Annotated in this window: 20 protein-coding genes, 1 tRNA gene and 2 CRISPR repeat arrays; of the genes, 2 read left to right on the top strand and 19 right to left on the bottom strand. The window is 38.3% G+C overall.

The features are described 5' to 3' along the window. Nucleotides 1-58: 58 nt before the first annotated feature. Nucleotides 59-2,592: direct repeats of the CRISPR family, unit length 30 nt; unit sequence CCTTCAATCGCACCATACAGGAATTGAAAT. Nucleotides 2,593-2,676: 84 nt separating this feature from the next. Continuing rightward, nucleotides 2,677-3,366: a CRISPR direct-repeat array (repeat unit 30 nt; unit sequence CCTTCAATCGCACCATACAGGAATTGAAAT). An 18-nt stretch (nt 3,367-3,384) separates the two neighbouring features. Next, nucleotides 3,385-3,600 carry a hypothetical protein gene (locus EGN73_RS21605; protein WP_219294139.1) on the bottom strand — a complete coding sequence of 72 codons (216 nt, stop codon included), beginning with the start codon at nt 3,598-3,600 and terminating at the stop codon, nt 3,385-3,387. Between the two features lie 1,505 nt (nt 3,601-5,105). Between EGN73_RS21605 and EGN73_RS21600 the strand changes: the two genes are divergently transcribed. Next, a complete protein-coding gene (locus tag EGN73_RS21600) occupies nt 5,106-5,363 on the top strand; it encodes a helix-turn-helix domain-containing protein (protein WP_219294137.1) in 258 nt (85 codons plus the stop codon). Between the two features lie 3 nt (nt 5,364-5,366). Then, on the top strand, nt 5,367-5,663 hold the full coding sequence (locus tag EGN73_RS21595) for a hypothetical protein (protein WP_219294134.1): 297 nt from the start codon (nt 5,367-5,369) through the stop codon (nt 5,661-5,663). Nucleotides 5,664-6,284: 621 nt separating this feature from the next. Here the strand turns inward: EGN73_RS21595 and EGN73_RS21590 are convergent. The 18 genes from EGN73_RS21590 to EGN73_RS21510 form a co-directional block, all read right to left on the bottom strand. Next, nucleotides 6,285-7,574, bottom strand: coding sequence for a DUF6734 family protein (locus tag EGN73_RS21590; RefSeq protein ID WP_343207150.1), 1,290 nt, complete (start codon nt 7,572-7,574; stop codon nt 6,285-6,287). Nucleotides 7,575-7,627: 53 nt separating this feature from the next. After that, nucleotides 7,628-8,749 carry a UDP-galactopyranose mutase gene (gene glf / locus EGN73_RS21585; RefSeq protein ID WP_219294130.1) on the bottom strand — a complete coding sequence of 374 codons (1,122 nt, stop codon included), beginning with the start codon at nt 8,747-8,749 and terminating at the stop codon, nt 7,628-7,630. Then, nucleotides 8,746-8,922 (bottom strand): DUF6734 family protein, encoded by a 177-nt coding sequence (locus EGN73_RS22875; RefSeq protein ID WP_425515050.1) that lies wholly within the window; start codon nt 8,920-8,922, stop codon nt 8,746-8,748. The genes glf and EGN73_RS22875 overlap by 4 nt, the downstream gene beginning before the upstream one ends. Nucleotide 8,923: 1 nt before the next feature. Continuing rightward, complete coding sequence (locus EGN73_RS21580) at nt 8,924-10,228, bottom strand: HlyD family secretion protein (RefSeq protein WP_219294128.1); 1,305 nt, start codon at nt 10,226-10,228, stop codon at nt 8,924-8,926. A gap of 2 nt (nt 10,229-10,230) precedes the next feature. Continuing rightward, nucleotides 10,231-12,438 carry a peptidase domain-containing ABC transporter gene (locus tag EGN73_RS21575; RefSeq protein ID WP_219294127.1) on the bottom strand — a complete coding sequence of 736 codons (2,208 nt, stop codon included), beginning with the start codon at nt 12,436-12,438 and terminating at the stop codon, nt 10,231-10,233. A 253-nt stretch (nt 12,439-12,691) separates the two neighbouring features. Then, nucleotides 12,692-13,867, bottom strand: a complete 1,176-nt coding sequence (locus EGN73_RS21570) for a hypothetical protein (RefSeq protein ID WP_009186300.1) — start codon at nt 13,865-13,867, stop codon at nt 12,692-12,694. Between the two features lie 180 nt (nt 13,868-14,047). Beyond that, nucleotides 14,048-14,251: a hypothetical protein gene (locus tag EGN73_RS21565; RefSeq protein ID WP_219294125.1), complete on the bottom strand. Its 204-nt coding sequence runs from the start codon at nt 14,249-14,251 to the stop codon at nt 14,048-14,050. Nucleotides 14,252-14,356: 105 nt separating this feature from the next. Further along, nucleotides 14,357-15,928: a cysteine peptidase family C39 domain-containing protein gene (locus EGN73_RS21560; protein ID WP_219294123.1), complete on the bottom strand. Its 1,572-nt coding sequence runs from the start codon at nt 15,926-15,928 to the stop codon at nt 14,357-14,359. Nucleotides 15,929-16,222: 294 nt separating this feature from the next. Beyond that, nucleotides 16,223-16,993 (bottom strand): cysteine peptidase family C39 domain-containing protein, encoded by a 771-nt coding sequence (locus tag EGN73_RS21555; RefSeq protein ID WP_219294122.1) that lies wholly within the window; start codon nt 16,991-16,993, stop codon nt 16,223-16,225. A gap of 193 nt (nt 16,994-17,186) precedes the next feature. Next, a complete protein-coding gene (locus EGN73_RS21550; protein WP_219294121.1) occupies nt 17,187-18,323 on the bottom strand; it encodes a DUF4221 family protein in 1,137 nt (378 codons plus the stop codon). 462 nt (nt 18,324-18,785) lie between these two features. Beyond that, nucleotides 18,786-19,040, bottom strand: a complete 255-nt coding sequence (locus EGN73_RS21545) for a hypothetical protein (protein ID WP_219294120.1) — start codon at nt 19,038-19,040, stop codon at nt 18,786-18,788. Beyond that, complete coding sequence (locus tag EGN73_RS21540) at nt 19,024-20,256, bottom strand: cysteine peptidase family C39 domain-containing protein (RefSeq protein ID WP_219294119.1); 1,233 nt, start codon at nt 20,254-20,256, stop codon at nt 19,024-19,026. Before EGN73_RS21540 ends, EGN73_RS21545 begins: the two co-directional genes overlap by 17 nt. Before the next feature lie 1,359 nt (nt 20,257-21,615). Further along, complete coding sequence (locus EGN73_RS21535; RefSeq protein ID WP_219294118.1) at nt 21,616-22,833, bottom strand: site-specific integrase; 1,218 nt, start codon at nt 22,831-22,833, stop codon at nt 21,616-21,618. A 364-nt stretch (nt 22,834-23,197) separates the two neighbouring features. Beyond that, nucleotides 23,198-23,285, bottom strand: a tRNA-Ser gene (locus EGN73_RS21530). Between the two features lie 72 nt (nt 23,286-23,357). Further along, a complete protein-coding gene (locus EGN73_RS21525) occupies nt 23,358-24,443 on the bottom strand; it encodes an asparaginase (RefSeq protein ID WP_219294117.1) in 1,086 nt (361 codons plus the stop codon). A gap of 1 nt (nt 24,444) precedes the next feature. Beyond that, nucleotides 24,445-25,215 (bottom strand): TatD family hydrolase, encoded by a 771-nt coding sequence (locus EGN73_RS21520; protein ID WP_219294116.1) that lies wholly within the window; start codon nt 25,213-25,215, stop codon nt 24,445-24,447. Next, on the bottom strand, nt 25,212-26,312 hold the full coding sequence (locus tag EGN73_RS21515) for a glycosyltransferase (RefSeq protein WP_219294114.1): 1,101 nt from the start codon (nt 26,310-26,312) through the stop codon (nt 25,212-25,214). The genes EGN73_RS21520 and EGN73_RS21515 overlap by 4 nt, the downstream gene beginning before the upstream one ends. Then, the gene (locus tag EGN73_RS21510; protein ID WP_219294112.1) at nt 26,309-26,938 is read right to left on the bottom strand and encodes a polysaccharide deacetylase family protein; all 630 of its coding nucleotides are present in this window, start codon (nt 26,936-26,938) and stop codon (nt 26,309-26,311) included. The genes EGN73_RS21515 and EGN73_RS21510 overlap by 4 nt, the downstream gene beginning before the upstream one ends. Nucleotide 26,939 lies beyond the last annotated feature (1 nt).

The raw sequence follows: 26,939 nt of genomic DNA, 5'->3' as shown, positions 1-26,939 counted from the left end.
GCACCATACAGGAATTGAAATAACGAAGATGGGACAGGCTTTTCAGCACAAGGGTCGTCCTTCAATCGCACCATACAGGAATTGAAATGGGACAGTGGGGTAGTGGTTTCCCTTAAAGAAAACTCCTTCAATCGCACCATACAGGAATTGAAATGCATAGGAAAAGAGTTTTGTTTTTCGCTGTCAGAAACCTTCAATCGCACCATACAGGAATTGAAATAGATATGTGCTTATCGAAAACGTGCCCGGTTTATTCCTTCAATCGCACCATACAGGAATTGAAATATATGAAGGAATACAAAGAGGCTATTAGGGAATTTACCTTCAATCGCACCATACAGGAATTGAAATAACGCCGGGCGCGGGTCTTCTATACTTACTAATGTCCCTTCAATCGCACCATACAGGAATTGAAATTGCTTATAGACTGTTTAAGAATTCCCAAAATTCGGCCTTCAATCGCACCATACAGGAATTGAAATGATATACTTGTCCTGATGGATCTCCTTCCCCTGCCGGCCTTCAATCGCACCATACAGGAATTGAAATAGGAATGCCGGTACTCCATAATGGATAAGGATCTTGCCTTCAATCGCACCATACAGGAATTGAAATCTCAGAACCGAATGATAAAAGTTTTTTCCCAAACCTCCTTCAATCGCACCATACAGGAATTGAAATAAAGCTTCAAAAGGAAAAGGCTTTCAAAGGATTCAACCTTCAATCGCACCATACAGGAATTGAAATGGATTTTTCCATCCGAGTACATTTTTCCAGTAGTTTCCTTCAATCGCACCATACAGGAATTGAAATTCGGCTCCAACACCACCGATATAAGCAATGTGAATACCTTCAATCGCACCATACAGGAATTGAAATAACGAGGCTAACAATTGCGCTGCCTGAGTCAGTGCACCTTCAATCGCACCATACAGGAATTGAAATTGAGCAATCCACAGTTTTGAGTTTTCCCTCACAATGCCTTCAATCGCACCATACAGGAATTGAAATTTCATAACCAAAACCGACCTCACCACACACATCTACCCTTCAATCGCACCATACAGGAATTGAAATTTGTTTTACGGTATCAACTGGACTGATACTAAATTACCTTCAATCGCACCATACAGGAATTGAAATTCACGTAAGCAAAGCCATCCTTAACAAATTCAATACCTTCAATCGCACCATACAGGAATTGAAATCAAGCGGGAGATCAATGAGATCATACAGCAGATAATCCTTCAATCGCACCATACAGGAATTGAAATCCAGCTCAGCAATATCATTGACCACAAACTCCGGATCCTTCAATCGCACCATACAGGAATTGAAATTTCTCAGGGCCTTTATTCTGCCCTCATCACAACATACCTTCAATCGCACCATACAGGAATTGAAATCAGCCATCAAAGGTACTACCTTGGCACAGCGGGCTTCCTTCAATCGCACCATACAGGAATTGAAATGAAGCTTCCGGTCAGCCTTGACCAACATCTCCGCACCTTCAATCGCACCATACAGGAATTGAAATTTGGTTGCGCTTACTACCCTGATTGCTTCCCTTGTGCCTTCAATCGCACCATACAGGAATTGAAATACACCTACTATTATCAGTGGTTTTACTTCCCGGGTCCTTCAATCGCACCATACAGGAATTGAAATTATTTCTTGGTGACAATAACGCCAGGCAGCACTCCAACCTTCAATCGCACCATACAGGAATTGAAATAAGGTTAAAGGGTGGGATTTCATTCTGATTACAGATGCCTTCAATCGCACCATACAGGAATTGAAATATAAAAAACCTATGGTGCCCTTTCCCTGTGCCCTGACCTTCAATCGCACCATACAGGAATTGAAATTGACTGATTCGGTACTAGCATCCATCTTGTAACCTCCCTTCAATCGCACCATACAGGAATTGAAATACATCTTTCAAAGTCATTCTTACAGACTTGATTTCACCTTCAATCGCACCATACAGGAATTGAAATACAGGTCAAAAGATCAACAGAAGAATTTTCCCAAGGCCTTCAATCGCACCATACAGGAATTGAAATCTGGTGGATGATATTCCTAACCATAAGGTCTTTTGCCTTCAATCGCACCATACAGGAATTGAAATAACTATATATACACAGCTTTTTATTAACCAAAAATTCCTTCAATCGCACCATACAGGAATTGAAATAATGTTAAGATTTCTGACCCTAAACCTTACTGCCGTCCTTCAATCGCACCATACAGGAATTGAAATCAGGCTGCCGTCGCCCTGGACAACAAGCGTAAAAAACCTTCAATCGCACCATACAGGAATTGAAATGATCTCGATCCTGCCATGGTAGCAGGTGTCGTGTTCCTTCAATCGCACCATACAGGAATTGAAATAAAGCTCCTGGCTGATCGCTGCTGATCCTTCCAGTTGCCTTCAATCGCACCATACAGGAATTGAAATACTTTTGGCAGTTGAATACTGTTAAAGATGTTTTTCCTTCAATCGCACCATACAGGAATTGAAATGTAAATTTCCCCTGTTTTGTTGTCAAAATCCACGTGCCTTCAATCGCACCATACAGGAATTAGGACCGAGCGTTGAGAAAACCTTCAGTGAAGGTTTTTAGCGAGGGGCCAGGTTGTAGGGTAGGAAAAACATCTACACAACAATACAACACTCTCAATCGCACCATACAGGAATTGAAATACAAAAATAGGTGGTCTATTGGCCCGTCTGGCCTTTCCTTCAATCGCACCATACAGGAATTGAAATATGTCTTGATTGAAAGGGCATTGTCTAAACATATCTCCTTCAATCGCACCATACAGGAATTGAAATCCGTTTAGCGGCATCGGCTTGTACTCGTTTTCAGCTCCTTCAATCGCACCATACAGGAATTGAAATAATGTTAAGATTTCTGACCCTAAACCTTACTGCCGTCCTTCAATCGCACCATACAGGAATTGAAATCAGGCTGCCGTCGCCCTGGACAACAAGCGTAAAAAACCTTCAATCGCACCATACAGGAATTGAAATGGAAGAATGGAACGGCTTCTACAACTTCATGATTCACCTTCAATCGCACCATACAGGAATTGAAATGATCTCGATCCTGCCATGGTAGCAGGTGTCGTGTTCCTTCAATCGCACCATACAGGAATTGAAATAAAGCTCCTGGCTGATCGCTGCTGATCCTTCCAGTTGCCTTCAATCGCACCATACAGGAATTGAAATACTTTTGGCAGTTGAATACTGTTAAAGATGTTTTTCCTTCAATCGCACCATACAGGAATTGAAATGTAAATTTCCCCTGTTTTGTTGTCAAAATCCACGTGCCTTCAATCGCACCATACAGGAATTAGGACCGAGCGTTGAGAAAACCTTCAGTGAAGGTTTTTAGCGAGGGGCCAGGTTGTAGGGTAGGAAAAACATCTACACAACAATACAACACTCTCAATCGCACCATACAGGAATTGAAATAAAGCTCCTGGCTGATCGCTGCTGATCCTTCCAGTTGCCTTCAATCGCACCATACAGGAATTGAAATTGGACAAGGGAAAAGGCCGGGTGATACAGGCCAATACCTTCAATCGCACCATACAGGAATTAGGACCGAGCGTTTAGAAAACCTTCTGTGAAGGTTTTTAGCGAGGGGCCAGGTTGAAGGGTAGGAAATACACCTACACAACATTACAACACTCTCAATCGCACCATACAGGAATTGAAATAAAGTTCATTGAGTTTTGCTGTATTACCTATCAGACCCTTCAATCGCACCATACAGGAATTGAAATAAGGAAACAATTCACTTTCTTTAATCGGCTTATTTTGCCTTCAATCGCACCATACAGGAATTAGGACCGAGCGTTTAGAAAACCTTCAGTGAAGGTTTTTAGCGAGGGGCCAGGTTGAAGGGTAGGAAATACACCTGCACAACATTACAACACTCTCAATCGCACCATACAGGAATTGAAATAATCTAAGGTTTACAATGAAAGTTGAAATTTTAGACCTTCAATCGCACCATACAGGAATTGAAATAATGGAGTAACCATAAAACTTAAATATAGCACTCAACCTTCAATCGCACCATACAGGAAATAGGACTGAGCGTTTAGAAAACCTTCAGTGAAGGTTTTTAGCGAGGGGCCAGGTTGAAGGGTAGGAAGAACACCTACACAACAATACAACATTCTTAATAGCACCATACAGGAATTGAAATCCTTTAATCAAAAATCTAATTTTTAAAATAATTATAAATCCAAAATTCAAACTTTCAAATGCCAACATTTGATTTTGTATCTTAAGAGAAAAACCAGATGAAGAACAAGGGATGGAAGTATAATCCGGGAAGGCTTCCTTTGGAAAACCCTGATTATACTTTCAGGCTTGCGCAACCTTGTACTTCAGATTGGTTTTTCTAAAATTTCATAAATCAAATGCTGAATCAAAAGTTTTAGGAACAGCTCTTTAATTTAACTCAATGTTGATAACTGTTTTTGGTTCTAAAAATATTGATTTTAAAAAATCCAAATATCCGAGTTCCGAGGATATTTTTCTCCTCTTTCAAAATGGAAAGCTGGGGATTGTTGTAGACAATCCTACATCTAGCTAACTGCGATAAAGCAGTTCCTATTTCCCCTATTCTTGGGAATTACGGCTTTTTAAAAACATGACATTTCAACATTCCAAGCTCAGTTTTCCCAGTTCCACATAAAGCTATTCGCAGTGATTTCCAATCCTGTATAGGACTACCCCTTTCCTTGCGCGATCTTGTAAATTAGTAGATATAAATGAACACATCGTCTTCTTCCAGAGGGCAACAATTTTGGTAAAATTAAATTCTCTACTAAGACTGAATTTGTTGAAGGCAAAAAACTTACAATCGAAAATGAAACTTCGCTATGGCTTTATAAATATTGTAAAATGAATTGGAAGAGGTGAAGGCAAGCTAATCGTTTATCACATAGATTTTAAATTACTTTCAAAAAACTTATCTGCCACCTTCATCAAAGGTATTATCAATAAAATTTCCCCACCTCATGCCCAGAAGGTGGATTTCTTACTTTTTGTCTTTTTAGATTAGAAACTTCAATTACTATTTATGGCAAGTTTTGATTTTATAACCAAGGAAGACCTTGAGATGCTAAGGGTTCAACTGATGAATGACTTCAGGAAACTAATTGAACCTAAAAAGAAAGTCCTTAAGGAATGGATAAAAGGAAATGAGGTAAGAAAAATCCTTAGCATTTCCCCGGGATCCCTTCAGAACTTAAGGATCAACGGTTTGCTAAATCCTAAAAAAATAGGTGGGACTTGGTATTATAGAACTGAGGAAATTGAGGCTCTATTTGAAAAGTAGTCAATGGAAGCAAGGAAAAATTCAAAAGTCAAAAAAGTCATCGCACTCTTGGGAAAAGTTCTTAATCGACCGGAATTTAATCCTAGTCATATCGCTGTATTTACTGCCATTTTAAAGGAGTTTTTGATACAGGATGTAAAGGACGGATTCAGGATCACTAGAGGCAGGATTATGAGATTGGCCCAAATCCGTTCTATAGCCACTTACCATCACTGTATAAAGGGCCTGGTAAAAGCAAATTTAATCCTATACCAACCTTCCTTTCATCCTAAGCTTGGGACACTGGTCAAGTTTTTATAGAAAAAAGTTAATCCGAAGGGTCCTAAGAAGATTAAATCCCCTCTATTTTAAATCCCCTCCGGTTATAAATTCAAATTTACTTAGGGCTTGCTGAAAAAGTCTCAGGTATGCCAGACCTGCCTACCGGTCAGGCAGGTTCGAAGCGGGCGATTGAAGATGTATGCTTATACTTCGAATGAGCCCAATGAAGAAGATGGCATGCTTGAGACTAGCCTGAAAATTTCAAGTTGTGAAATTTTCAGGAGCACGGAAATCAAGCTAGATCATTGAATAAGCATGCACCTGCTTAAAAGGAAAATACTTGTCAAACGGGGTATTCATCAAAATTTAAAGAATTTATTCTCCAGTTGGCGTTTTTCAGCTCGCCCTTTTTAGGGTTTAGGTGAAAGTTTAACTCAACCAATTTATTCAGAAATAGCCCAAGTTCAATTCTGAGATGGTAAAATACTTGTTTTAGTAGTCGAGATGGAGTTTCAAATCCGTTGATCATTCAAGATTCGGACTGCAGTGTTCACTATATAGTAAAAGGCCTTAGGAGGTCTTTGCTGTAACTCTTATCATTTGTTCTCCATGAAAATCAGCGCTCAAATTCTGACCTATTTCAAATTTTTTGAGAAGAGGCTAATTACCTAAACCAATTTCAAGTGAACCTACCAAAAGAATTTCCTCAAAAATCGAGCTTACAATATTTTTTTCCATTTGCCTGACTTCAATATCATTGTTAATTTGCAAATTTCTTTTAATCAGTTCTATAAGCTCATTTAATGAAAGTGGTTCGGCGAAATAACAAATTAATTGATTAATCCCTTTCAAGGACATTTTGTGTAATTCAATACCCGAAAAAGGATCAACTTCAATAAAACAAAATGAACCATCCTCCTCATTTTCATAAATTGTAAAGTTATCATACAACTTAATTTTAAGAGATTTTAATTCCCTATATTTATAACTGTACACAATTTGTAATGATTTGGAAATTCGTTCAAATTTCATTTTCTCATATAGTGAAGAACTATCTTTACAATCAAAGGAGTTAATTAAATCTATTACTTTTTTATGATATTCTGGAAATTCATGCTTTAACCTTAATTCCAATTGCTTACATGCAAGTTCATTTTTTTTTGCTATACCTACAAGGTGAATATACCTATCCAAGAAAGGCACCAAATGAAACTGAAGTACAGAGTCCAAAACATTCGGATCATTGGAACAGTCTATAAGGTAAGTGACATTTTTTCTTTCACTTAACAAACAACTAATAAAAAACTCTTCAATAATTTGGTTGAAATATCCGATATTTTCTAAATCGGTAATTTGCAGCTTATTTTCTTTTAAAAAATTTTTAGCCGTATTACACCAATTCTGGAAAAAATCGATGTCATTTCCACCTACAATTCCCACATTTACATTAAAATTATATTCATTAATGTCCTTATTTAAAGGAAGCGGGACATTTGTAAGCTTTTTTTGAACTTCCAATAATGCAAGCTTGTAGTTATCCGGCACAAAGTGCTTACTTTGAACTAACAAATAATCATTTTGATTAGATTTAGGAAATGGCTCCCATGTAAAAACATCATTATCAACATGAACAAAAGGTTTTTCTTGTAGTTCAATTACTTTAATTTTTCCAAGAATCCACAACCTGTGATCTTCGTTTTTAAGACTGTTCAAAGTTAAGGAAACATCTCCATAAGGAAGATTTAACTGATTGATTAGGATATCAAAACCAAAGTCATCTGTATATAGATCAACATTAGAATGCTCTCTTCTTAGTGTCAACAGACTAAAGCAATTACTCATCAGGAAAAATTTATACTCTAACCAACCTCCAAATTTCCGGTTGTTGCTGAAGTCTTGTTTTTGTAGGTGGAAACTTGGTTTGGACCAAAATGAATGAATAATTCTCATAATATGTAACTGAGTTTATAAATTGATATTCTTTTGTGATGAGACTTGTGTTTTCAGCTTAATTGCAAAAGTGTTTTTGCCTTTGAAAGTGCCGAAGCAATTACTTGGTGCATATCATAATACTTATATTCAGCTAACCTTCCCCCAAAAACAACTTTATCTTCGAGTTTTGCCAACTCCCAATATTTCTTAAACCTTTCAGAATTATATCTATCGTTTATTGGATAGTACGCCTCCACTCCGGGAATCCATTCTTGTGGATATTCTTTTGTGATCACTGTTCCTTTTTGTTTTCCAAACTCAAAATGCTTGTGCTCAACAATTCTTGTGAAGGGAACATTACGTTCAGTAAAGTTAATGGCAGCAACTCCTTGGAAATTTTCACGGTTTAGGTATTCATGCTTAAATCTTAAACTTCTATATTCGAGATGTCCATATTTAAAATCAAAAAATTCATCTATTTTTCCTGTGTAAATAATGTAATCTGCAACACTGCTCAGCTCTTTCCTTTTTTTAATAAAATCGACATTTGTCTTTACTTCTACTCCTCTCAATAAACCCTCAATTAGTTTATTATATCCCCCTATTGGTATTCCTTGGTATCGATCGTTAAAATAATTATTATTATAAGTGTATCTTACTGGTAAACGCTTAATTATCGATTTTGGCAATTCAGTTGCCTTTCGGCCCCATTGCTTTTCTGTATAACCTTTAATAAAAGTTTCATAAATTTCAGATCCAACCATACAAATAGCCTGTTCTTCCAAATTCTCAGGGTTGGATATTCCAGAGTTAGCTACCTGATCTGCAATTTTAATTGAGGCTTGTTCTGGGTCACTTATTTTCCATAATTGATAAAATGTATTCATATTAAAAGGTAAATTGAATAGCCTGTCTTTAAAATTAGCCAGGGGTGAATAAATAAAGTGGTTTAAACTTACGAATGAATTTACGTAATCCCAGATAGCCTTATCATTAGTATGAAAAATATGTGGACCATATTTATGTACATTAATACCTTCTATCGATTCACAGTAAACATTACCACCAATATGGCTTCTTTTTTCAATTACCAAACAACTCTTTCCATTTTCTGACATTTGTTGGGCAAATACTGAACCGAAAAGCCCAGAACCTACAATTAAATAATCATACTTATTATTCAAATCCTTCATTTTTGAGTTCTTTTGATATACAAACAAATCTTTTCTATATAGACATAAAAAAGAAGTAATTGTAAGTGGTTTTTCTCCCAGCCCATCAAATTGATATGTGCACTACACCATCCAAAGTTGTCCTTGAGAGTATCTTTAACTTTATCCATCCAAAATGTGTGAATAATTTTCATCCTAGTAAACCATTATAGACCTGAACTTGAAAAACAACCGCTCTGCCACACTTAACTCTTCTGTAATGATTTCCGCATTTCCCAACAGCTCCTGATTGAATGGGATTTCCCTATTGAAAGAAGTCGTCGTCCCATTGGGTAATGAGGCATAAACCAGATAATTGAACTCATCGTCAGGAGAAACTGAAATGCTGGAAATCTTTCCGATAAGGGCCCCAAATTCCTGAAAGGGATAATTGTCCAGCTTGATCAATACCTTTTGGTCAACACTCACTTTCCCCGCATTCTGGGGAGATATTTTCATGGCTCCCATCAATTGTGATTTGTCATCAGGCAAAACTGTAAATACCAACTCACCTAAATTGACCTGTTGGTTGGCACCCCAAACTTTCTGGAAACTGACTGTTCCATTGATCGAAGACTTCACCAGGTAGGTATACTCCCAGTCCAGAAGACTTCTTTTTAATCCCTGATAAGATTGGATCAGGGCTTTCAAAGACCTGGTTTCCTCCTCTTCCCGATTGATATTGGTGTTTTTGATGGTCTGATAGGCGGTATTCAGTGCTTCCTGCAATTGGGAAATGGATATGGCCAATTGATTAACTTGTTCTTCCATTTGTAGGTATTCCATTTCTCTGGACTCAAAATCCTTGTCTGCGATTATACCATCTTGATGTAAACCTTTATTTCTCTCATAATCAATTTTAGCCAGATACAATCTGCGGTCAAGCAATTCCTTTTGGGATTGCTGGCTATTTATCCTTTTCTGGATCTCTTCTATGGAAGCTTTGGTGCCTTCCATCTGACCAGCAAAAGGCTGGAGTTCTTTTATCAGTCTGTATTCCATATAGCTCCTTTCGAATTCCAAAAAAGGCAAACCAATCTCACCCAGCACCAACTCAGTAAGCAAATCAACCGGAAATAAAAAATCATTGTCCTTCATAAAAGGCTCTTGTTCCAACATGGCTTTCAAAAAAAGCACATCTTCTATTTTGGCCGTACTCTTGATTCCTGCCAAGGGCTGCCCCATGCCGACCTTTTCCCCGTTTTTAACAAATAAGGTCTCGATCTGTCCCGAAATCCTTGCGGCTATACGTTCTGTCGGATCTTCGGTGGTCACCAGAACCTTGGCCTCTACAAAATCAGGATACCTGATCAGAAAGGACAGTCCTATCATTAGTGACAGCATCAGAAACACAAGGGTAATCCCCCAGCGTATCAGCCAGGCAGGAGGCCTGGAGATGATTTCCTGAACTTCTTCCGAGCGAAGGTGTAGGTTGTCGTTTTGGGCAGGAGCTAGAGGCATAATCAGTTTCCGTTTATTTTTTCGAGTTCCAACTGATTTTTCACCAGATCAAAATATATACCTTGAGCATTGACCAATTCCATATGAGTTCCCTGCTCTACAATCCTCCCCTGATCGATGACAATGATCTGATCGGCATTCTTAACTGTACTCAGCCTGTGGGCAATGATAAATACCGTTTTGCCCTGCATAAACCTCTGGAGATTTTCCATGACCTCCCGCTCATTTTTGGCATCAAGGGCCGAGGTAGCCTCGTCAAAAAAAAGCAAGTCAGGATTTTTATAGATGGCCCTGGCGATAAACAGGCGCTGCTTCTGTCCTGTACTCATTCCCACCCCTTCATTCCCGATTTTGGTATTGAAGCCTAAGGGAAGGGATTGGACAAAATCCAGGATATTGGCGATCCGGGCGGACTCTAACAACCTTTCCTGATCAATCCGGTCCTGTCCTACGGCTATATTGGCTGCAATGGTATCATTAAACACATAGCCTTCCTGCATCACCACCCCGCATTGGTCCCGCCAACTTTTGGCACTGATGGTTTTGAGGTCATGCTTCCCATAGCGGATTTCCCCGGATGTCGGGTCATAAAATTTCAGCAGGAGCTTCATTAGGGTGGTCTTGCCACTTCCACTTGCACCCACTATGGCATTTACCTGCTGCGGTGGAACGCTCAGATTGACACCAGAAAGAACAGGTTCATCTGCTCCCACATAGCGGAAGGAAAGGTCCTTTACTTCAATTGCCTCATTTGGAAGGATATTCCGGATAAACTTAACCTCAGTATTTTCCTCATCTTCCCTGTCATGGATTTCATTAAGCCGTTCCAAACTGATAGTGGCGTCCTGATAGGACCTGACAAAGCCCACAAGCTCCGTTATCGGGCCATTCAACTGACCGATGATGTACTGTAGTGCCAGCATCATTCCTAAGGTGAGATTACCCTCGATGACCAATACGGCGGAAGTGAAGGTAATCAGGATGTTCTTAAGCTCGTTGATGACCGATGAGCCAACCTGCTGTGCCTGTTCCAGAGATAGTGACTGAATGGAAACATGGAAAAGTCGGGCCTGTACAAATTCCCAGCTCCAGCGCTTTTGCTTTTCGGCATTGTGCATCTTGATTTCCTGCATGCCATTGATCAGTTCGATCACCGTACTTTGTTCCTGGCTCATCTGGGCAAAGCGCTTGTAGTCCAGTTCCCTGCGCCGCTTCATAAAAAACAACACCCAAACCAAGTAAAGCACACTTCCCCCAAGAAAAATAAGGAAAATCGTAAGGCTGTAATAGATCAGCACAACCCCAAACACGATCAGGTTGAAAAAAGAGAACAGTGTGCTGAGTGTGGTCCCGGTCAGTAGGTTTTCTATCCTGCGGTGGTCCCCGATCCGCTGCATGATATCCCCTGTCATACGGGTATCGAAATAGGAAATGGGCAGGTTCATCAGCTTGATAAAAAAATCCGATACAAGAGATATATTGATCCGGGTGGTCAGGTGCAACAATATCCAGCTGCGGAGCACTTCCACGCTCATCCTCCCGAGGAAGAGCATAATCTGGGCAAATAAAACCAAATAGATAAAGTTGATGTCCTGGTTTTGGATCCCCACATCGACAATACTCTGGGTCAGGAAAGGAAAAATCAACTGCAAGAGACTGCCTACCAGCAATCCGATGGCCAGCTGGGCAATCAGGTTTTTATAATTGAAAAGGTATTTGAAAAGGAAGCCGAGGGAACGTTTTTCATTATCCTCCCATTTCATTTTTCTGAAGGCTGGGGTAGGTTCAAGCAGGAGTGTAATTCCTTCTTTGGTTTGCTCATTTGCGTTATATCCTATCCATCTTGAAATAAATTCCTGCTTGGTATATTGAATTAAACCATAGGCAGGATCGGAAATATAGACCACGTCCTTTCGGATGCGATAAACCACTACAAAATGATGTTTGTTCCAATGGACAATAACAGGAAGGGGGCCTTCCTTGAGTTTATTAAAATTCAGTTTTGCCCCTATGGTTTTAAATCCCATGGCCTCTGCTGCCTCACTCAGCTTAAGCAAACTACTTCCTTCCCTCGTTGTTTCTGATATTTCCCGGATTTCTTTCAAGGAAATGAGTTTCCCATAGTGCTTCGCTATGATGCGCAAGCAGGTGGGGCCACAGTCTTTGGAGTCGGGTTGTTTGTAGAAGGGGAATTTAGTTTTTAAATTCATTTAAATCGATAATTAACCCAAAGCTCAATAAATTAATATATGATTGTCCGCTTTCTTACCAGTGGAATCTTCACAAAAGAATAAACTTTTGATTTAAAGCTAATATCAATGAATAACTTGTTCGTGACGGATCCAACTTGCCTGCAGGCTGACTGGTATCTATAAATATGGGGTTGATTCAAAATCCTCTTTAAATTGGTTGTTGGTCTAATTGCGGATATACATTAATTAAATAATAGGGATCGTAATCAACCTATTCATTTACAATTTCAAATATTTCATACCTGATAAAATCTTCCTCCACCTCTGGATCGACTATTTGAAACAAAAGTTGGTTTTTAGGCATACTGATCATCAATTTACCATTGTTGGGCATTGGAATATCTTCAGATAATTGTTTGTTTTCGTTAAATAAGATAAGCTTGTGATAATACGGATCTTTAAAATGATGGTATTCGCTATCTAAGGCTTTTTTCTGTTCATAAATCCCAGAAGGTATTTCCTGAATATATTCCAGCAGCATCAAGCCATCCTCTAAACTAAAAATCTTATGGTTCCTTGCACCTAAATTTATCCTATTATCGTAAGAGGGTAATCTTGATAAAGCAATACGGCCACTGTTAAGTATTTTAAATTCATTATGATTAATTTTAATTCTAGACTCCAATTTCTGGCTTTTTAAGTCATATATCGTGATTTCATCATCTAATGAAGCAGTTAAAAAAAGTTTTTTATTTACTCTGTCTATTGTGAAAATGGGAAAATAAATTGAACCTATTGATTTATCAAGGAGCTTAAAATTACCTCTTTCTGACACTGGTCCTATTTCAAATAGCTTTTCAAGTTCAAGGTCAAGAAATTCAATCAAATGACTGGTCCTAAAATCCCTTCCATCCAAATATGCACTAGTTCCATTCGGAATAGTAGAAAAAGTGAATTTTGAAAAAGAATTTTGAGGATAATAGTACTCCAAATATTCTATTCTCCCATAGATTTGAATGTTTGTCCCTGATTGATACTTAGTCCGTGTTTTTATATTAAAGTTTTGATCTAATAATACTATTTCAGAAGGTGACTGTACCCAAACTTCTCCTTCCTCTGAAAATGCAACACAATTTATGGAAGTTTTTACCCGGTCTGGGCCTTCACCAACCAACTTTTTTTGAATAATTATCTCTCCATCACCATTAATAAGGCATAAATTGAGGCCATCAATAGTTCTGGTATATCCTAAAAAATATTGAGTTTCCGAATGGTAGTCAAGGATTTCAATGGGAGAAAGGGAATTGATTTTAAACTCTCCCTTTTTTTGCAACAAATTTTGGGAGAATGCAATAAAAGGAAAGGTGAAAAACGTAGTGAATACAGCTATAATTGCATGTAATTTTCTTGATTTCAAATACTTTGTTAAATGAAGGGCTCTAAACATAGAATTAAAATTAAAAGGGGTTTCTATATGATTAACATATTTTTAATAGACTTGAAATTCAAAGCCAAAGCTTCATACTACCCTCGAATAATTATGGTTGTGTTTAATTGATATAATTTAAGTAAGTAGCAATAAAATTATAGGTGCGGATAGTAATTAAAAAAATCCGCACCTACAACCTTAGCAATTGCATGTAGCTATGGGGTCAGTACCCCCACAATAAAATCTTCTAGTGGATAAACTACAATCACTTACCTGCATTGCCCTGGTCCAACCATCGCAAGTCAGCCAACATCCATATCCCCCCGTAATCTTCTTCATCTGACTTCTTCCAAGTACTTCATCGGAAGTAAGTCTTAACATTTCTAAATTTAACTTTTTCATGATTTTTAGATTTTATTAAATATTACTTTCCTCGGACATTAAAGTCACCCGAAGCCTGTGACCATTCATCGCGATTGAATATTTTTTATCACAAAATGGTGTTTTTTATACCAGAATAAATTTTAGATCTTCTATATTGTACGCTTTAGGTAATTCATGTCCATTGATAAAGATGGTTGGTGTGTAGCTGATATTTTCCAGTTCACACCAATTCAACATGTCTTTTATGCAGGATTCCTGAGCTTTCAGTTCCCCGTTCATAGGGTATTTGGCTGCAAAGGTTTCATACTCCTTCCTCTCTGGCAAGTACCAATCATCAAGTGCTTTCAGTATCTGCTCCTGATTGGCCTGAGCAGCTACTGCCATAATATGACTAATAGTTTTATACTTAATGGCATCTTCTCCGCCGGGATGAAATACGACTTGTAGGTTTATGTTTCCAGACTCAAACAATTCTTCCAAAATAGGATGAGAATTAGCACATGGTCCACAATAAGGATTACAGACTTTGAGTACATGGTATTTGGCCTTTTCCCCTTTCAGCAATATTCCCAATCCTTCTGGGTTATTGGAAAACTTTCTTGAGCTGGATAATAATTGATCGAAAATCTCGGTGTTGGAGAGAAATCTGGCAAGTTTGCTTTTGTGCTTTTGAAGTTCCTTTTTGGCTAGAAAATAGGGCTTTAGACTCAGCCAAGCCACAACTGTTCCGACAAAAAGAAAAAAATACAAAGCCAAATCTTGAAATTGTACGGAATCAGTGTTAACCAGAAAAATCTGACTAAGCAGGATTTCTGCGAGAAGTACTGCCGAAATCCAAAGACACAGCACACACCATTTTCTGATTTTTGCCCATTGATAGTAGATGGATATGGGAATTATAAATACTCCGGACAGACTCAAATAGCCAAGCAGCTGCAATCCTGAACCTGAAAACGAAGTCAAAAGCAAAAGCATACCTCCAGAAAAGAAATAGGCAAAGGCTATGATGCCTAAACTTATCCCTCCTGGCAAAGAAAAGGAAGAGGTAACTGAATTACAGTCTATATTTTTTCCTCCTGAACAAAAATCCTGAATGGCTCTATTGTCCTTATCAACTTCTGACCAAAGCAAAACAGAGGAAATGAACAATCCAATAGCTTTTAGCAGGAAAAGGGACAAAATTGCAAGAGCTTGGTTTGGATTTGCGAAAATCGGCTGATAAAAAGCAATTAACCCAAAGAAGCTAATGAGTCCTAAAAAAATAAGCAAAGACCGGAATACTAAAACTTCCAGCTGTTTTTCTTTATATCCTGGCTGACCTGATTTATCAGACTTTTCAAATAGCAGGGTTACACCTGTCCAGTTTTTAGCAAAATCCTTTTTTGAAATATTTTTGATTTTTCCCTTTTCATCTAGAAAGGAAACGGTATCTATTTCCGATTTAGTGAGCACACTAAAAAAAGGATGTCCATTTTCTTGAATCTGAATTATACAAGGCAACGGAACTTTTTCCAACTTTTCTATGGTAAGCTTGAGTCCAAGGTTGTCCACTTTATAATGGTTCAAGGTATCCGAAATGGAAATCAAGGATTCCTGTTCAGGATGGGATGCCACTTTATCTTTCAGGTATCCTTTTGTAAAAGGAACATTCAGTAGCAGAAGCACTTTCTTCAAAATCAAAAATGAATTTTCCATAAAAACTAAAATTTCCAAAATACCTAATCATTCTACCAAGTGCTTCAAAATAATAAAAGCACATATGAACTTAATCATTAGATTTTGAAATTCCAAAAACAAAAAACATTACAATCACATGAAAATCAACAAATTGCATTATTACAAGCTAATAGTTCAGAATTATATTTTAAAGACTTCGTTTTACCCCGTCCGCTTTCAAACTAATTGATAAGTGAAATGATGATTTACAGAATTTTTAACTTTTTTCATAGTTTTTATAAAAAAGTTAAAGTACAATTTAATGGAAATCACTTATCTGAATGTAAGTTCCCTAAAAATATCCGAAACAAGGGAGATATTGATCCTAGTAGTGAGGTGCAGCAATATCCAGCTTCGGAGCACTTCCACACTCATCCTTCCGAGGAAGAGCATGATCTGGGCAAAAAGCACCAGATAGATAAAGTTGATATCCTGGTTCTGGATCCCCACATCGACAATACTCTGGGTCAGAAAAGGGAAAATCAACTGCAAGAGACTGCCTACCAACAATCCGATGGCCAGTTGGGTTATTAGGTTTTTATAATTGAAGAGGTATTTGAACAAAAAACTTAGAGAACGTTTCTCATTATCCTCCCATTTCATTTTCCTAAAGGCAGGCATAGGTTCGAGCAGGAGGGTAATACCTTCTTTGGTCTGCTCATTGGCATTGTTGCCGATCCATCGTGAAATAAAATCTTCTTTAGAATACTGGATCAGACCATAAGCTGGATCCGAGATATAGACGGTATCTTTTCTTATTTTATACACCACTACAAAGTGATGTTTGTTCCAATGGACAATAACTGGAAGGGGGCCTTCCTTGAGTTTATTAAAATTCAGTTTTGCCCCTATGGTCTTAAATCCCAAAGTCTCTGCTGCATCACTCAGTTTCAATAAGCTGCTTCCTTCCCGAGTTGTCTCCGATATTTCACGAATATCTTTGAGGGAGATCAGCTTGCCATAGTGCTTGGCTACAATGCGCAGGCAAGTAGGGCCGCAGTCGTTGGCTTCGGGTTGTTTGTAGAGGGGGAAATTCAGTTTCAAAAATTATTCTTTTAAATTAACCTAATATGAGTTTCTTATTACATTATATGTATATCCGCAATTATACCAATAACCAATTTAAATAAGGGACTAGATCAATCCGATACTTATAGATATTGGATATTCATTGATATTGGCTAGAAATCATAGGTTTGTTCCATTACTTAGATTCTACTTGTAAGTAAGCGGATAATCATATTACATTATTTAAACTTATTCTGACAAACCCCATTTCATCGTCCAAGTTAATGAATAGCCAAAGCTTTCCATCTTTAATGAAATAATCATTATCAAAGTCTGACAATTCCTCTATCTCAAGTTCAGAAAGGAGATTAAATTCAGAGTCGAAAACAGTTAGAAAAACCTTTATTTCTTGAGTTTCACCATAAGTAGCCTTTGAATTTTCTTTACTTTCTTCCGAAAATATTGTTATTGTTGACAAACGAAAATACTGCTTGCTTTCAGAATCCCATACTGGACGATAATAGCTGACTTGTTCTTTGAAAAGTTTTATTTCTTTAATTATTTGTTCCATTGGACCAACACTAATATTTGGGGGGGTTACCCTTTTAGGAGTCAGTGTAGGGTTATAGTCTACAAATCTCAATGCTTTAACTTTGTAATCATAATATACGATCTCATTCGAAAATTCATAACTTATAATGATCTTGTTATTTTGATTTATTAACTCAACACTAGGATCAACAATATTACCGGATTGAGCACTCCTAATGCTTAAATCACCATATGATTTTTTTGAATTGAGGTTTAATCGGTCAACCTTATTTTTTCCTACAGATAAAACATCTAGATTAACTTCAATATTTTCATAATCGTATGAAAGACCAAAAACAAGTAAATCTTCTGAATCTACTAGAATTTGTCTCAAAGGATTATCTCCATATTTTTCCCCATTAGAATCTATTGAATTTCTCCAATCTACTTTTTGAATCAATAAACCATTTTTATCAAAAATAGAGGATTTCTCATAAGAATTAATAAAAAAACGATCACCTTTCAATACATTGAATCCATAGAAAGTTTCACCAGTTCCATTTGGACCATTTTTTTCAAATGCTAGCCTTTTTATAAATTCGAATTTTTCAAGATCTATTTGATCCAAAGAATGGTTAAAAGTATTATAACCAAAAATCGATTTTTTTTCAAAATCTAAATCGGAAAATGACAAAAATCCCCACAAATCCAAAATTTCATCCTTAGAATTAGTTCTCACAGTATCTAATGAATAAGACACTGATGTATTCTCGACTTCAATTTCTCTTGCCGTACAGGCAGAAAATAGTATAATTAAAATAATAAAATATTTCATTAGGATTTCTTATGAAGGAATAAAAAGAAGCCACAATAACTGCGGCTTCATGAATTCTTGTTAATTTAAAACGCAAAACCCATCCGTAAGGTCACTACAAGTAGTTTGTGGGCAGCAACTTACATTAGGGTGCTTTGAACCACATTTCCTTTCGAGACATCCAGCATCATACCCCCCAGTAATCTTCTTCATTTGACTTCTTCCAAGCACTTCATCGGAAGTAAGTCTTAACATTTCTAAGCTTAACTTTTTCATAACTTTAGAATTTTATTGACTATTAAAATCTCCGGACATTAAGGTCACCCGAAGACTGTGACCATTCATCGCGATTGAATATTTTTATAGCCTGTTTGGCTGTTTCTATTCCAAAATATATTTTAAATCCTCCACAGCATAAGCTTTGGGCAACTCATAACCATTAATGAAAATGCTCGGGGCATGGGTAATATTTTCCCCCTCACTCTATGACAGCATGGACTGAATGTTGGCTTCCTGTACTTTGAGTTCCCCATTCATAGGGCACTTTACAGCAAAAGCCGCATAATCCTTCTTTTCGGCGAGATACCAATCGTCCAGAGCCTTCTTGGTCATTTCAGGATTATCTTTGGCCGCTATGGCCATAATATGCCTGATTGTTTTCATCCTGAGCTCATCCCCGCTTCCCGGAACAAATATGATCTGAAGGTCAATATTCCCTGTCTCATACAATTCTTCCAAAATAGGGTGCGTCCTGGCACATGGTCCACACTAAGGATTGCATACTTTGAGTACATGAAATTTTTGGGGGGTGTCCTTTCATTAATATCCCTAATCCTTCCGGGCTATGGGTTAGTTTTCTGGAACTGGACAGTAAATAATCGAATACTTTACGGTTCGACATGAATCTTGCCAGCTTGATTTTTTGTTTTTTAAGTTCTTTATCTGACAGGAAATATGGCTTAAGACTCAGCCAAACCAATATCGTTCTGATAAAAAGAAAGGAAAACAAAGCCAAATTCTGTAAGTGGATGACACCTGTAAATTCTAGAAAAATCTGTAGAAGAAGCATTTCTACTATTATTACTGCAGATATCCCAAGGCACAGCATACACCATTTCCTGATTTTTGCCCATTGGTAAAAGATGGATAAGGGAATTATAAATACTCCTGACAGACTCAAATAGCTAAGTAACTGCAAACCTGATCCTAAAAATGAAGTAAATAGCAAAAAGAGAACCCCAGAAAAGAAATAGGCAAAGGCTATAACACTTAAGCTTATTCCTCCTGATAAAGAAAAGGAAGAAATAACTGAGTTACAGTCTGAACTTTTCCCTCCTGAACAAAAATCCTGAATGGCCTCGTTTTTCTTATCGACTTCTGACCAAAGCAAAACAGTGGAAATGAACAATCCAATAGCTTTTATCAGGAAAAGGGGCAAAATTACAAGAGCTTGATTTGGGTTTGTGAAAATAGGCTGATAAAAAGCAATTAACCCAATGAGATTTATAAGTACTAGGGAAATAAGCAAAAAACGGAAGACAAAAGCCTCCTGCTGTCTCGCCTTAAATCCAGGTTCACCTGATTTATCAGACTTTTCCAATAACAGGGTTACACCTGTCCAGTTTTTGGCAAAATCCTCTTTTGAAATGCTTTTGATTTTTCCCTTTTCATCCAGGTAGGATACGGTATCTATTTCCGATTTAGTGAGCACACTGAAAAAGGGATGTCCATTTTTTTGAATCTGTATAATACAGGGAAACGGAATTTGTTCCAACTTTTCTATGGTAAGCTTGAGTCCAAGGCTGTTCACCTTATAATGTTTCAAGGTATCTGAAATGGAAAGCAGGGAGTCCTGTTCAGGATGGGATGCCACCTTATCTTTAAGATATCCTCTAGTAAAAGGGACATCAAGCAGAAGCAGAATTTTCTTTAAAATCAAATAAACATAATCCATTGAAAATTAGGCTAAAAACATCATAATGGGGAACAATTTCTTTTGATAAAGAATCTCTTCGTTTTTAAATTTAAAAAATTAATTCAAAAATCCCAAATCAAATAAAGATATCAATTTTTTGTTTTCGGAAAGTCTGAATCGGTCACTCCGGTATTCAAGACAAAGATTTTTTTGCTTTTTGCGATTTGGTTTTGCTTATATAAAGTTTATCATCCCTTTCCCCCAATGTTCAAATCAATCAACTAAGTGAAGAAAGTTCACTGTGTCGAAGTGTTTCGGCAACTACAAGCCAAACTCAAGGGTGCCAATACGAATAGGAATCTGAAAGAAGCATGCGGCCAAGCAATGCTCTGGGGAATAAAAGGTTCATTGATATCTCAAGAAGTCATTTTACATTTACAGAGATAATTCCAAAATGTAAAATGTTGTAAGTAATGTAAGATTCCACCATGTCCATCACCTTAAAGTATGGTTTTCTAGCCATCCAAAACTAGAACTGATGTACTTACTTCCTTAATCACCAAAGTATTACAACCCCACAAATCCACGATTGAAAATCCCCTCCGTATTCACCTCATCTCATCCACGGCCCACCATCCTCTTTCCGTATCCACTTATCCCCAGCTGGGTGAAGATTTGCAGGGGGCTAGGTGTAGTTTGCCCACTCTACCTTCTGGCTACTCGCTAAATAACTTCACTGAAGCTATTCTTAACGTTCTTCCCAACCTTCTTATTTTTGGAATTTGTAATTCCAGTTCTCAATAAGTACTTTTAATTAGGGCTTGCTGAAAAAGTCTCAGGTATGCCAGATTCGAAGCGGGCGATTGAAGATGTATGCTTATACTTCGAATGAGCCCAATGAAGAAGATGGCATGCTTGAGACTAGCCTTAAAATTTCGGATTTTGAAATTTTAAGGAGCACGGAAATCAAGCTAGATCATTGAATAAGCATGCACCTGCTTAAAAGGAAATATGAGTATCCGGATCCTTGCACGTTAAACCTTAAGAGCCAAACCGCCAACTTTACTTTTAACAGTAAATTTGGGTATTGGAGGGTGGGATGAATTTCGACCGGGCCAGCGCAGGCCTTGAGCGTGGATAGAGCCTGTCCCGATTTTCTCGGGAATTCGAAATTCTTGATTTTTTGGCTACTTTTTCATCAAAGCCTGTCCCGAAAATCGGGAGAAAAAGTAGCTTTATAATCAAATTTTGATTAAAATTTAGCAGAAAGAACTGGTTCAAAACAATCTATAGCTACGTGCAATGAAGCGTATACTCATCAAAGGAAAATACTTGTCAAACGGGGTATTCATCAAAATTTAAAGAATTTATTCTCCAGTTGGGGTTTTTCAGCAAGTCCTACTTATCCAACTTCGATTTGAGAGCCAGCATATCTTCACTGATTTTTCCATCAAGGATCTTTGCATAATGTTGGGTCTGTTTCAAAGACCTATGCCCCAAGAGTTTGGAGACTGTCTCAATAGGCACCCCATTACTTAAAGTTATGGTAGTAGCAAAAGTATGTCTGGCAATGTGGAAGGTCAGCTCCTTTCTCACCCCACAAAGATCAGCTATTTCTTTCAGGTAGGCATTCATCTTCTGGTTACTGGGCACCGGAAGTAGGGCATCTTCATGAATACATTTAGGATGATCTTTGTATTTCTCTATGATCCGCAAAGCTACAGGAAGTATAGGGATCCTGATGGGGGCCTCTGTCTTTTGTCTTTTGGTCTCTATCCACTTTTCACCGTCAATACCGATTATAATCTGGGTTCTTTTGAGGTTCTTGACATCAATGTATGCAAGACCGGTATAACAGCTGAAAACAAAAATATCTCTTACCTGATCCAGTCTTTCAATGGTAAAGTCCTTTTCTGATATATTCTTAAGCTCTTCTTTGCTAAGGGTTTCGCGCCTTACTTCTTTTTTCACCATCTTAAAACCCATAAAAGGATCTCTTTGAAGCCATCCGTTTTTCACACAGTTAAGGACAATTTTCTTAAAGTTGGCCAAGTATTTTACTGTTGTGTTATGGGCACATCCTCTCACTGATTTCAGCCAGAAAGAATACTGACTTATAAATTCATAGTCAAGATATTTAAGCTCCATATCATCCTTGCCATACTTCCAGCGAATAAATGATCTGGTATGCTCAAGAGAAGTTCTATATCTCTCCATTGTCCCCGGCGCAAATTCGTTTCCCACCAGTGCTTCCATGTCTTGATTGTGGGATTCAAAGATCTCAAGGATCAAACGCCTATCCTCAGCTTTTCCGATCAGCATATTTTTAATCCTTTCGGCCGTCACATCCTTATCCAAGTCCATCAGCTGTTTTCTGGCCTGATAGATTTTCATCTGATAGGAGTCAAGGAGCCCATTAAGCAGTCTTGCTTTTTCACTTTTTCCTTTGACCCTTCCTGCTGCACTATTCCATTCGCAAGGCTCACAGGTCACCTTTGTAGAAAGCTCCACCCGCTTGTAATCCACCGTGATTCTGACATATACATGCTTTTCCTTTCTCTTTTTATTTTTCGAGCCTTTTAGGTAAAAGAGAATACTAAAACTTTTTTCTATCATTTTCTTACTGTTTAGTGTTCTAAAGTACTATCCAGTGAGTCATTTTTTCAAGATGTTCATTAGTCAAACACGTTGATTTTCAATTATTTAAACGTGTTCTGGTGAGTCATTTTTCAAAACTGAAAGACTCACCAGAAGACTCCCATGAAATTTAGGGAAAATTGAAAATTTTGATGCTTTCCGAGGCAAAACGAAAAAAGCCCGCATCTCATCGATGCGGGCTTTTTCATTTAATTTTTGTAAATATTATTGAAAATCTGCGTTTAAAGGCCTGTAAGGCACTTTTCTCAGCTTAAAATTTGTTTTCCGAACCTTCTCCTTGTTTGGTCAAGGGTTATTTTGAAAGATTTGAAAACTAAACTTGCAGAGAGGAAGGGATTCGAACCCTCGATACCCTTTAGGGGTATACACGCTTTCCAGGCGTGCTCCTTCAACCACTCGGACACCTCTCTGTGTATGGGTCTTCCTTAACGGAGTGCAAAGAAATAAATTAAATCATGCCCAAGCAAACGATTTTCAAAAAATCAACCTAAAGAAACTCCCGTTAATGACATTTCTCCTGCTATGGGCTGTACAAGTTTCCTACGTACTTCTGCCTCATTCTTCTCATTTGCCAACAAAAACATCATTTTGGTAATCGCTGCCTCTGTTGTAATATCTCCTCCACTCAAAACTCCTATCCTTAATAGGTCCTTGCTGGTTTCATACCTGCCCTGTATTACCCTTCCACCATTGCATTGGGACACGTTCAGCACAATAATACCCTTAGCAATCGCCTTTTCTAAAGATTCCAAAAACCACTTTTCACTGGGACTATTGCCTGATCCATACGTCTCCAACACCACTCCCTTAAGTCCTTTGGTTTCAAAACATGAGTCCAGCACTTTGGAAGTAATCCCTGGGAACAATTTGATCACCATCACATTATTGTCCAGCTGGGAGAAATACTCCAGTTTCATCCCTTCTTCAAATGGCTTGATAGCTGCATAATTGTAGTCAATGATGATCCCTGACTCTGCCAAAGGCGGGTAATTTTCCGATTCAAACGCATCAAAATGCACACTCTGCACCTTTTTCGATCTGTTTCCCCTCAATAGCATGTGGTTGAAAAAAATACAAACTTCCGGCACAATGGGTTTACCATTGGCTTTTGAGGTGGCGATTTCCAAAGCAGTCATCAAATTTTCCCTGGCATCCGAACGCATAGCAGAAATCGGAAGCTGGGCTCCCGTAAAGACCACAGGCTTGCTCAGACCCTTCAGCATATAGCTCAGCATAGAAGCTGAATAAGCCATAGTATCCGTACCATGAAGAATCACAAAACCATCATAGCTGTCGTAATTTTCATATATGATATAGGCCATATCCACCCAATGATGCAAGTTGACATTGGAAGAATCTATCGGTTCAGGGAATGATATCACCGTAATGGCAATATTCATATTGGTCAGGTTTGGAATCTTCTCCAGAATTTGACCAAAATTAAAAGGAACCAATGCCCCTGTTCTATCATAAGCCATCCCCAAGGTCCCCCCTGTGTAGATGATCAATATAGAAGAGGTGACCTCACTTTTTGCAACTGTATTTAACCTTACTATTTTGTAGTTCATGTCAGAAATGATGAAAAATACGATGTGAATTAGCCTGGGTATGGGAAGAAATTTCCTCCAGCCCGGTTTCCAAAACATCCCCTATTCTCTGGGCGATCAATGGAATGTATTCAGGTGAATTCCTCTTACCACGGTGTGGCACTGGGGCAAGGTAGGGCCCATCTGTCTCCAAAACCAAATGTTCTATCCCGATTTCAGGAAGAACCTTATCCAATCCCCCATTCTTATAGGTAGAGACTCCCCCTATTCCCAAAAGGAAACCCAGAGATACAATCTCTTTTGCCTGCTCAACAGTTCCCGAAAAACAGTGAAATATTCCCTTCAAGTCTTCGTGCGCTTCTTCTTTGATGATAGCGATAGTTTCCTCCATGGACTCCCGGCAGTGCAGGACAATTGGCCATTTTTTTTGCTTTGCCCATTGTACCTGAATCTTCAATGCTTCTTTTTGCTGCTCAAAGAAGGTTTTGTCCCAATATAGGTCCAGGCCTGTTTCTCCTATGGCAGCAAATTCCCTCTTGCTGATCCATTCTTCCATGACATAGAGAGATTTCTCAAAATCCTTCTTGACATCACATGGATGCAATCCCATCATAGGAATACAAACTCCAGGATATTTGAGTTCGGCCTCCAGCATGGCATCAATGGACTCCACATCAATATTGGGCATGTATATCTTTTCCACCCCGAGCTCAATAGACCTCCTGACTACCTCTTCACGGTCATTGTCGTACTTCTTCGAATATATATGTGCGTGTGTATCTGTAAACTTCATCCGTATTTTCTTCCTTTCCAGTCCGTTTTGGCAGGCCAAAAATAATAAACAATTGTGGACCATGAGGTGATCAAATAATATAATTCAAAAAGAAACAAATATCTTATCCCTATTCTAACTCCTGTTTTTGAAGCAAATCGATAAATAAATAAACCCTGAACAATCACTTTTGCAAGCCATACCAAAATTCCTTCAAAAGGATGTAAAACAATAAAAATCAAAATTGATGGGAAAAAAAGTACCTGAAGTCCCAGCAATATTTTCCAGGCTAAAGGCAAGGTCATCGCTCCTGTCATCCATCGCTTTCTTTGGGACAACAACTCCACAAAACTACTTTTAGGTTCAGTAAGTATAAGATTGTCTTTTGAGGTAAGATGAACCGATAAAAACCCCTTCTTAGCCACCTGTTTGGCCATTTCAAAATCTTCTGTTAGAGAAAAAGGAATACCTTCAAAACCTCCAACTGCATCATAAGCCTCTTTGCTCACCAACATATTGTTGCCCATTGAGGTTAATTTAAGTCCTAAGTCTGACATGGTTTTGACCATCCCTAAGGTAAGCCACCAATCCAATCCTTGAAGCCTGGTAAAAAGGTTCTTTCCCCTGACCTGCGTAACACCAGTTACAATTCCCGCATCCGAAGATAGCTGCGCTGTCACCATAGCCTTTACCCAAGCAGGCTTAGGCCTGCAATCCGCATCGGTAAACAATAAAAGATCACCTTCGGCAAGCCTGCACATTTGAGCCAATGCCTTGGCTTTTCCGTTTAGCTTTACGGATGTCATGGATATTTCAATATACCGCGCATTAAGTTCACTCTGTGCCACCCAGGCTTGAAGGATCTGGGCAGTCCTGTCGCTACTCTGATCATTCCCTAATATGATCTGTAACTTTTCAGGAGGATAATCCAAGTTTGCCAATGCTTCAAGACATTCAGGAAGATTCTCCTCCTCATCTCTACTAGGGAGCAGAATGCTTACTGGCGGCCAAGTCCTTACTTCATGGCTGAAAATCTTGTAATTGAATTCCAAGAGAAGCGTCAAGGCCAGGTCTTGGATCAGAAGTAGCCCAATTATCACCCCAGCAAGCTCCATCATAGTACCGCAGTTTCGAAACCTTGATTTTGTATAAAATCCAAATACTGCGGCAAAATCTTCCGGATCATTTGATCCGTCTTGAGCTGGTCATGAAAAAGAACTATAGAGCCCTTTCTGGAATATTTTTTGGTTTTTGACAGGCATTTTTTTGGAGAAATATCCGGATCATAATCCCCAGAAAGCACATCCCACATGACCAGTTGAAAATCACCTTCAAGCATCCTTTGTTGGGATACAGTAATCCTTCCGTAAGGAGGCCTGAAAAGCTGTACATCTCTCCCGACGGTTTCCTGAAGCACAGTGGAACAATCCATTACATCCTTGTAATATTGTTTATTGGGTGTCCTGAAACCATCCAAATGGTGATAAGTATGATTACCTACACCATGAGGAGACTTCCCGATTTTTTCTGCCAACTCAGGATGCTTCCGGACATTGTCCCCTACCATAAAAAAAGTGGCTTTTTGATCTCTTTTACCCAATTCATCCAAAACAAAATCTGTCACACCCGGCACAGGCCCATCGTCAAAGGTCAGGTAAATTCTATTCTGATCCCTTTCTTTATGCCACAGTAATTTTGAAAAAACGGCTGGTATCAAAGAAGGGACATGGTGAATAAGGACCATG

Origin of the sequence: Arthrospiribacter ruber (assembly GCF_019343195.1) — a bacterium.
Lineage (GTDB): Bacteria > Bacteroidota > Bacteroidia > Cytophagales > Cyclobacteriaceae > Arthrospiribacter > Arthrospiribacter ruber.
Note: the sequence above shows the minus strand (reverse complement) of the source record. Positions and strands in the feature narration are given on the sequence as shown.

Excerpts from the sequence above, each read along its gene's own strand:
- EGN73_RS21580 (WP_219294128.1), bottom strand. The coding sequence starts at position 10,228 with ATGCCTCTAGCTCCTGCCCAAAACGACAACCTACACCTTCGCTCGGAA.
- EGN73_RS21575 (WP_219294127.1), bottom strand. The coding sequence starts at position 12,438 with ATGAATTTAAAAACTAAATTCCCCTTCTACAAACAACCCGACTCCAAA.
- EGN73_RS21540 (WP_219294119.1), bottom strand. The coding sequence starts at position 20,256 with ATGGATTATGTTTATTTGATTTTAAAGAAAATTCTGCTTCTGCTTGAT.
- glf (WP_219294130.1), bottom strand. The coding sequence starts at position 8,749 with ATGAAGGATTTGAATAATAAGTATGATTATTTAATTGTAGGTTCTGGG.
- EGN73_RS21600 (WP_219294137.1), top strand. The coding sequence starts at position 5,106 with ATGGCAAGTTTTGATTTTATAACCAAGGAAGACCTTGAGATGCTAAGG.
- EGN73_RS21550 (WP_219294121.1), bottom strand. The coding sequence starts at position 18,323 with ATGAAATATTTTATTATTTTAATTATACTATTTTCTGCCTGTACGGCA.
- EGN73_RS21560 (WP_219294123.1), bottom strand. The coding sequence starts at position 15,928 with ATGGAAAATTCATTTTTGATTTTGAAGAAAGTGCTTCTGCTACTGAAT.
- EGN73_RS21520 (WP_219294116.1), bottom strand. The coding sequence starts at position 25,215 with ATGAAGTTTACAGATACACACGCACATATATATTCGAAGAAGTACGAC.
- EGN73_RS21510 (WP_219294112.1), bottom strand. The coding sequence starts at position 26,938 with ATGGTCCTTATTCACCATGTCCCTTCTTTGATACCAGCCGTTTTTTCA.
- EGN73_RS21595 (WP_219294134.1), top strand. The coding sequence starts at position 5,367 with ATGGAAGCAAGGAAAAATTCAAAAGTCAAAAAAGTCATCGCACTCTTG.
- EGN73_RS21525 (WP_219294117.1), bottom strand. The coding sequence starts at position 24,443 with ATGAACTACAAAATAGTAAGGTTAAATACAGTTGCAAAAAGTGAGGTC.
- EGN73_RS21605 (WP_219294139.1), bottom strand. The coding sequence starts at position 3,600 with ATGGTGCGATTGAAGGTATTGGCCTGTATCACCCGGCCTTTTCCCTTG.
- EGN73_RS22875 (WP_425515050.1), bottom strand. The coding sequence starts at position 8,922 with ATGAAAATTATTCACACATTTTGGATGGATAAAGTTAAAGATACTCTC.
- EGN73_RS21515 (WP_219294114.1), bottom strand. The coding sequence starts at position 26,312 with ATGATGGAGCTTGCTGGGGTGATAATTGGGCTACTTCTGATCCAAGAC.
- EGN73_RS21570 (WP_009186300.1), bottom strand. The coding sequence starts at position 13,867 with ATGTTTAGAGCCCTTCATTTAACAAAGTATTTGAAATCAAGAAAATTA.
- EGN73_RS21565 (WP_219294125.1), bottom strand. The coding sequence starts at position 14,251 with ATGAAAAAGTTAAATTTAGAAATGTTAAGACTTACTTCCGATGAAGTA.
- EGN73_RS21590 (WP_343207150.1), bottom strand. The coding sequence starts at position 7,574 with ATGAGAATTATTCATTCATTTTGGTCCAAACCAAGTTTCCACCTACAA.
- EGN73_RS21535 (WP_219294118.1), bottom strand. The coding sequence starts at position 22,833 with ATGATAGAAAAAAGTTTTAGTATTCTCTTTTACCTAAAAGGCTCGAAA.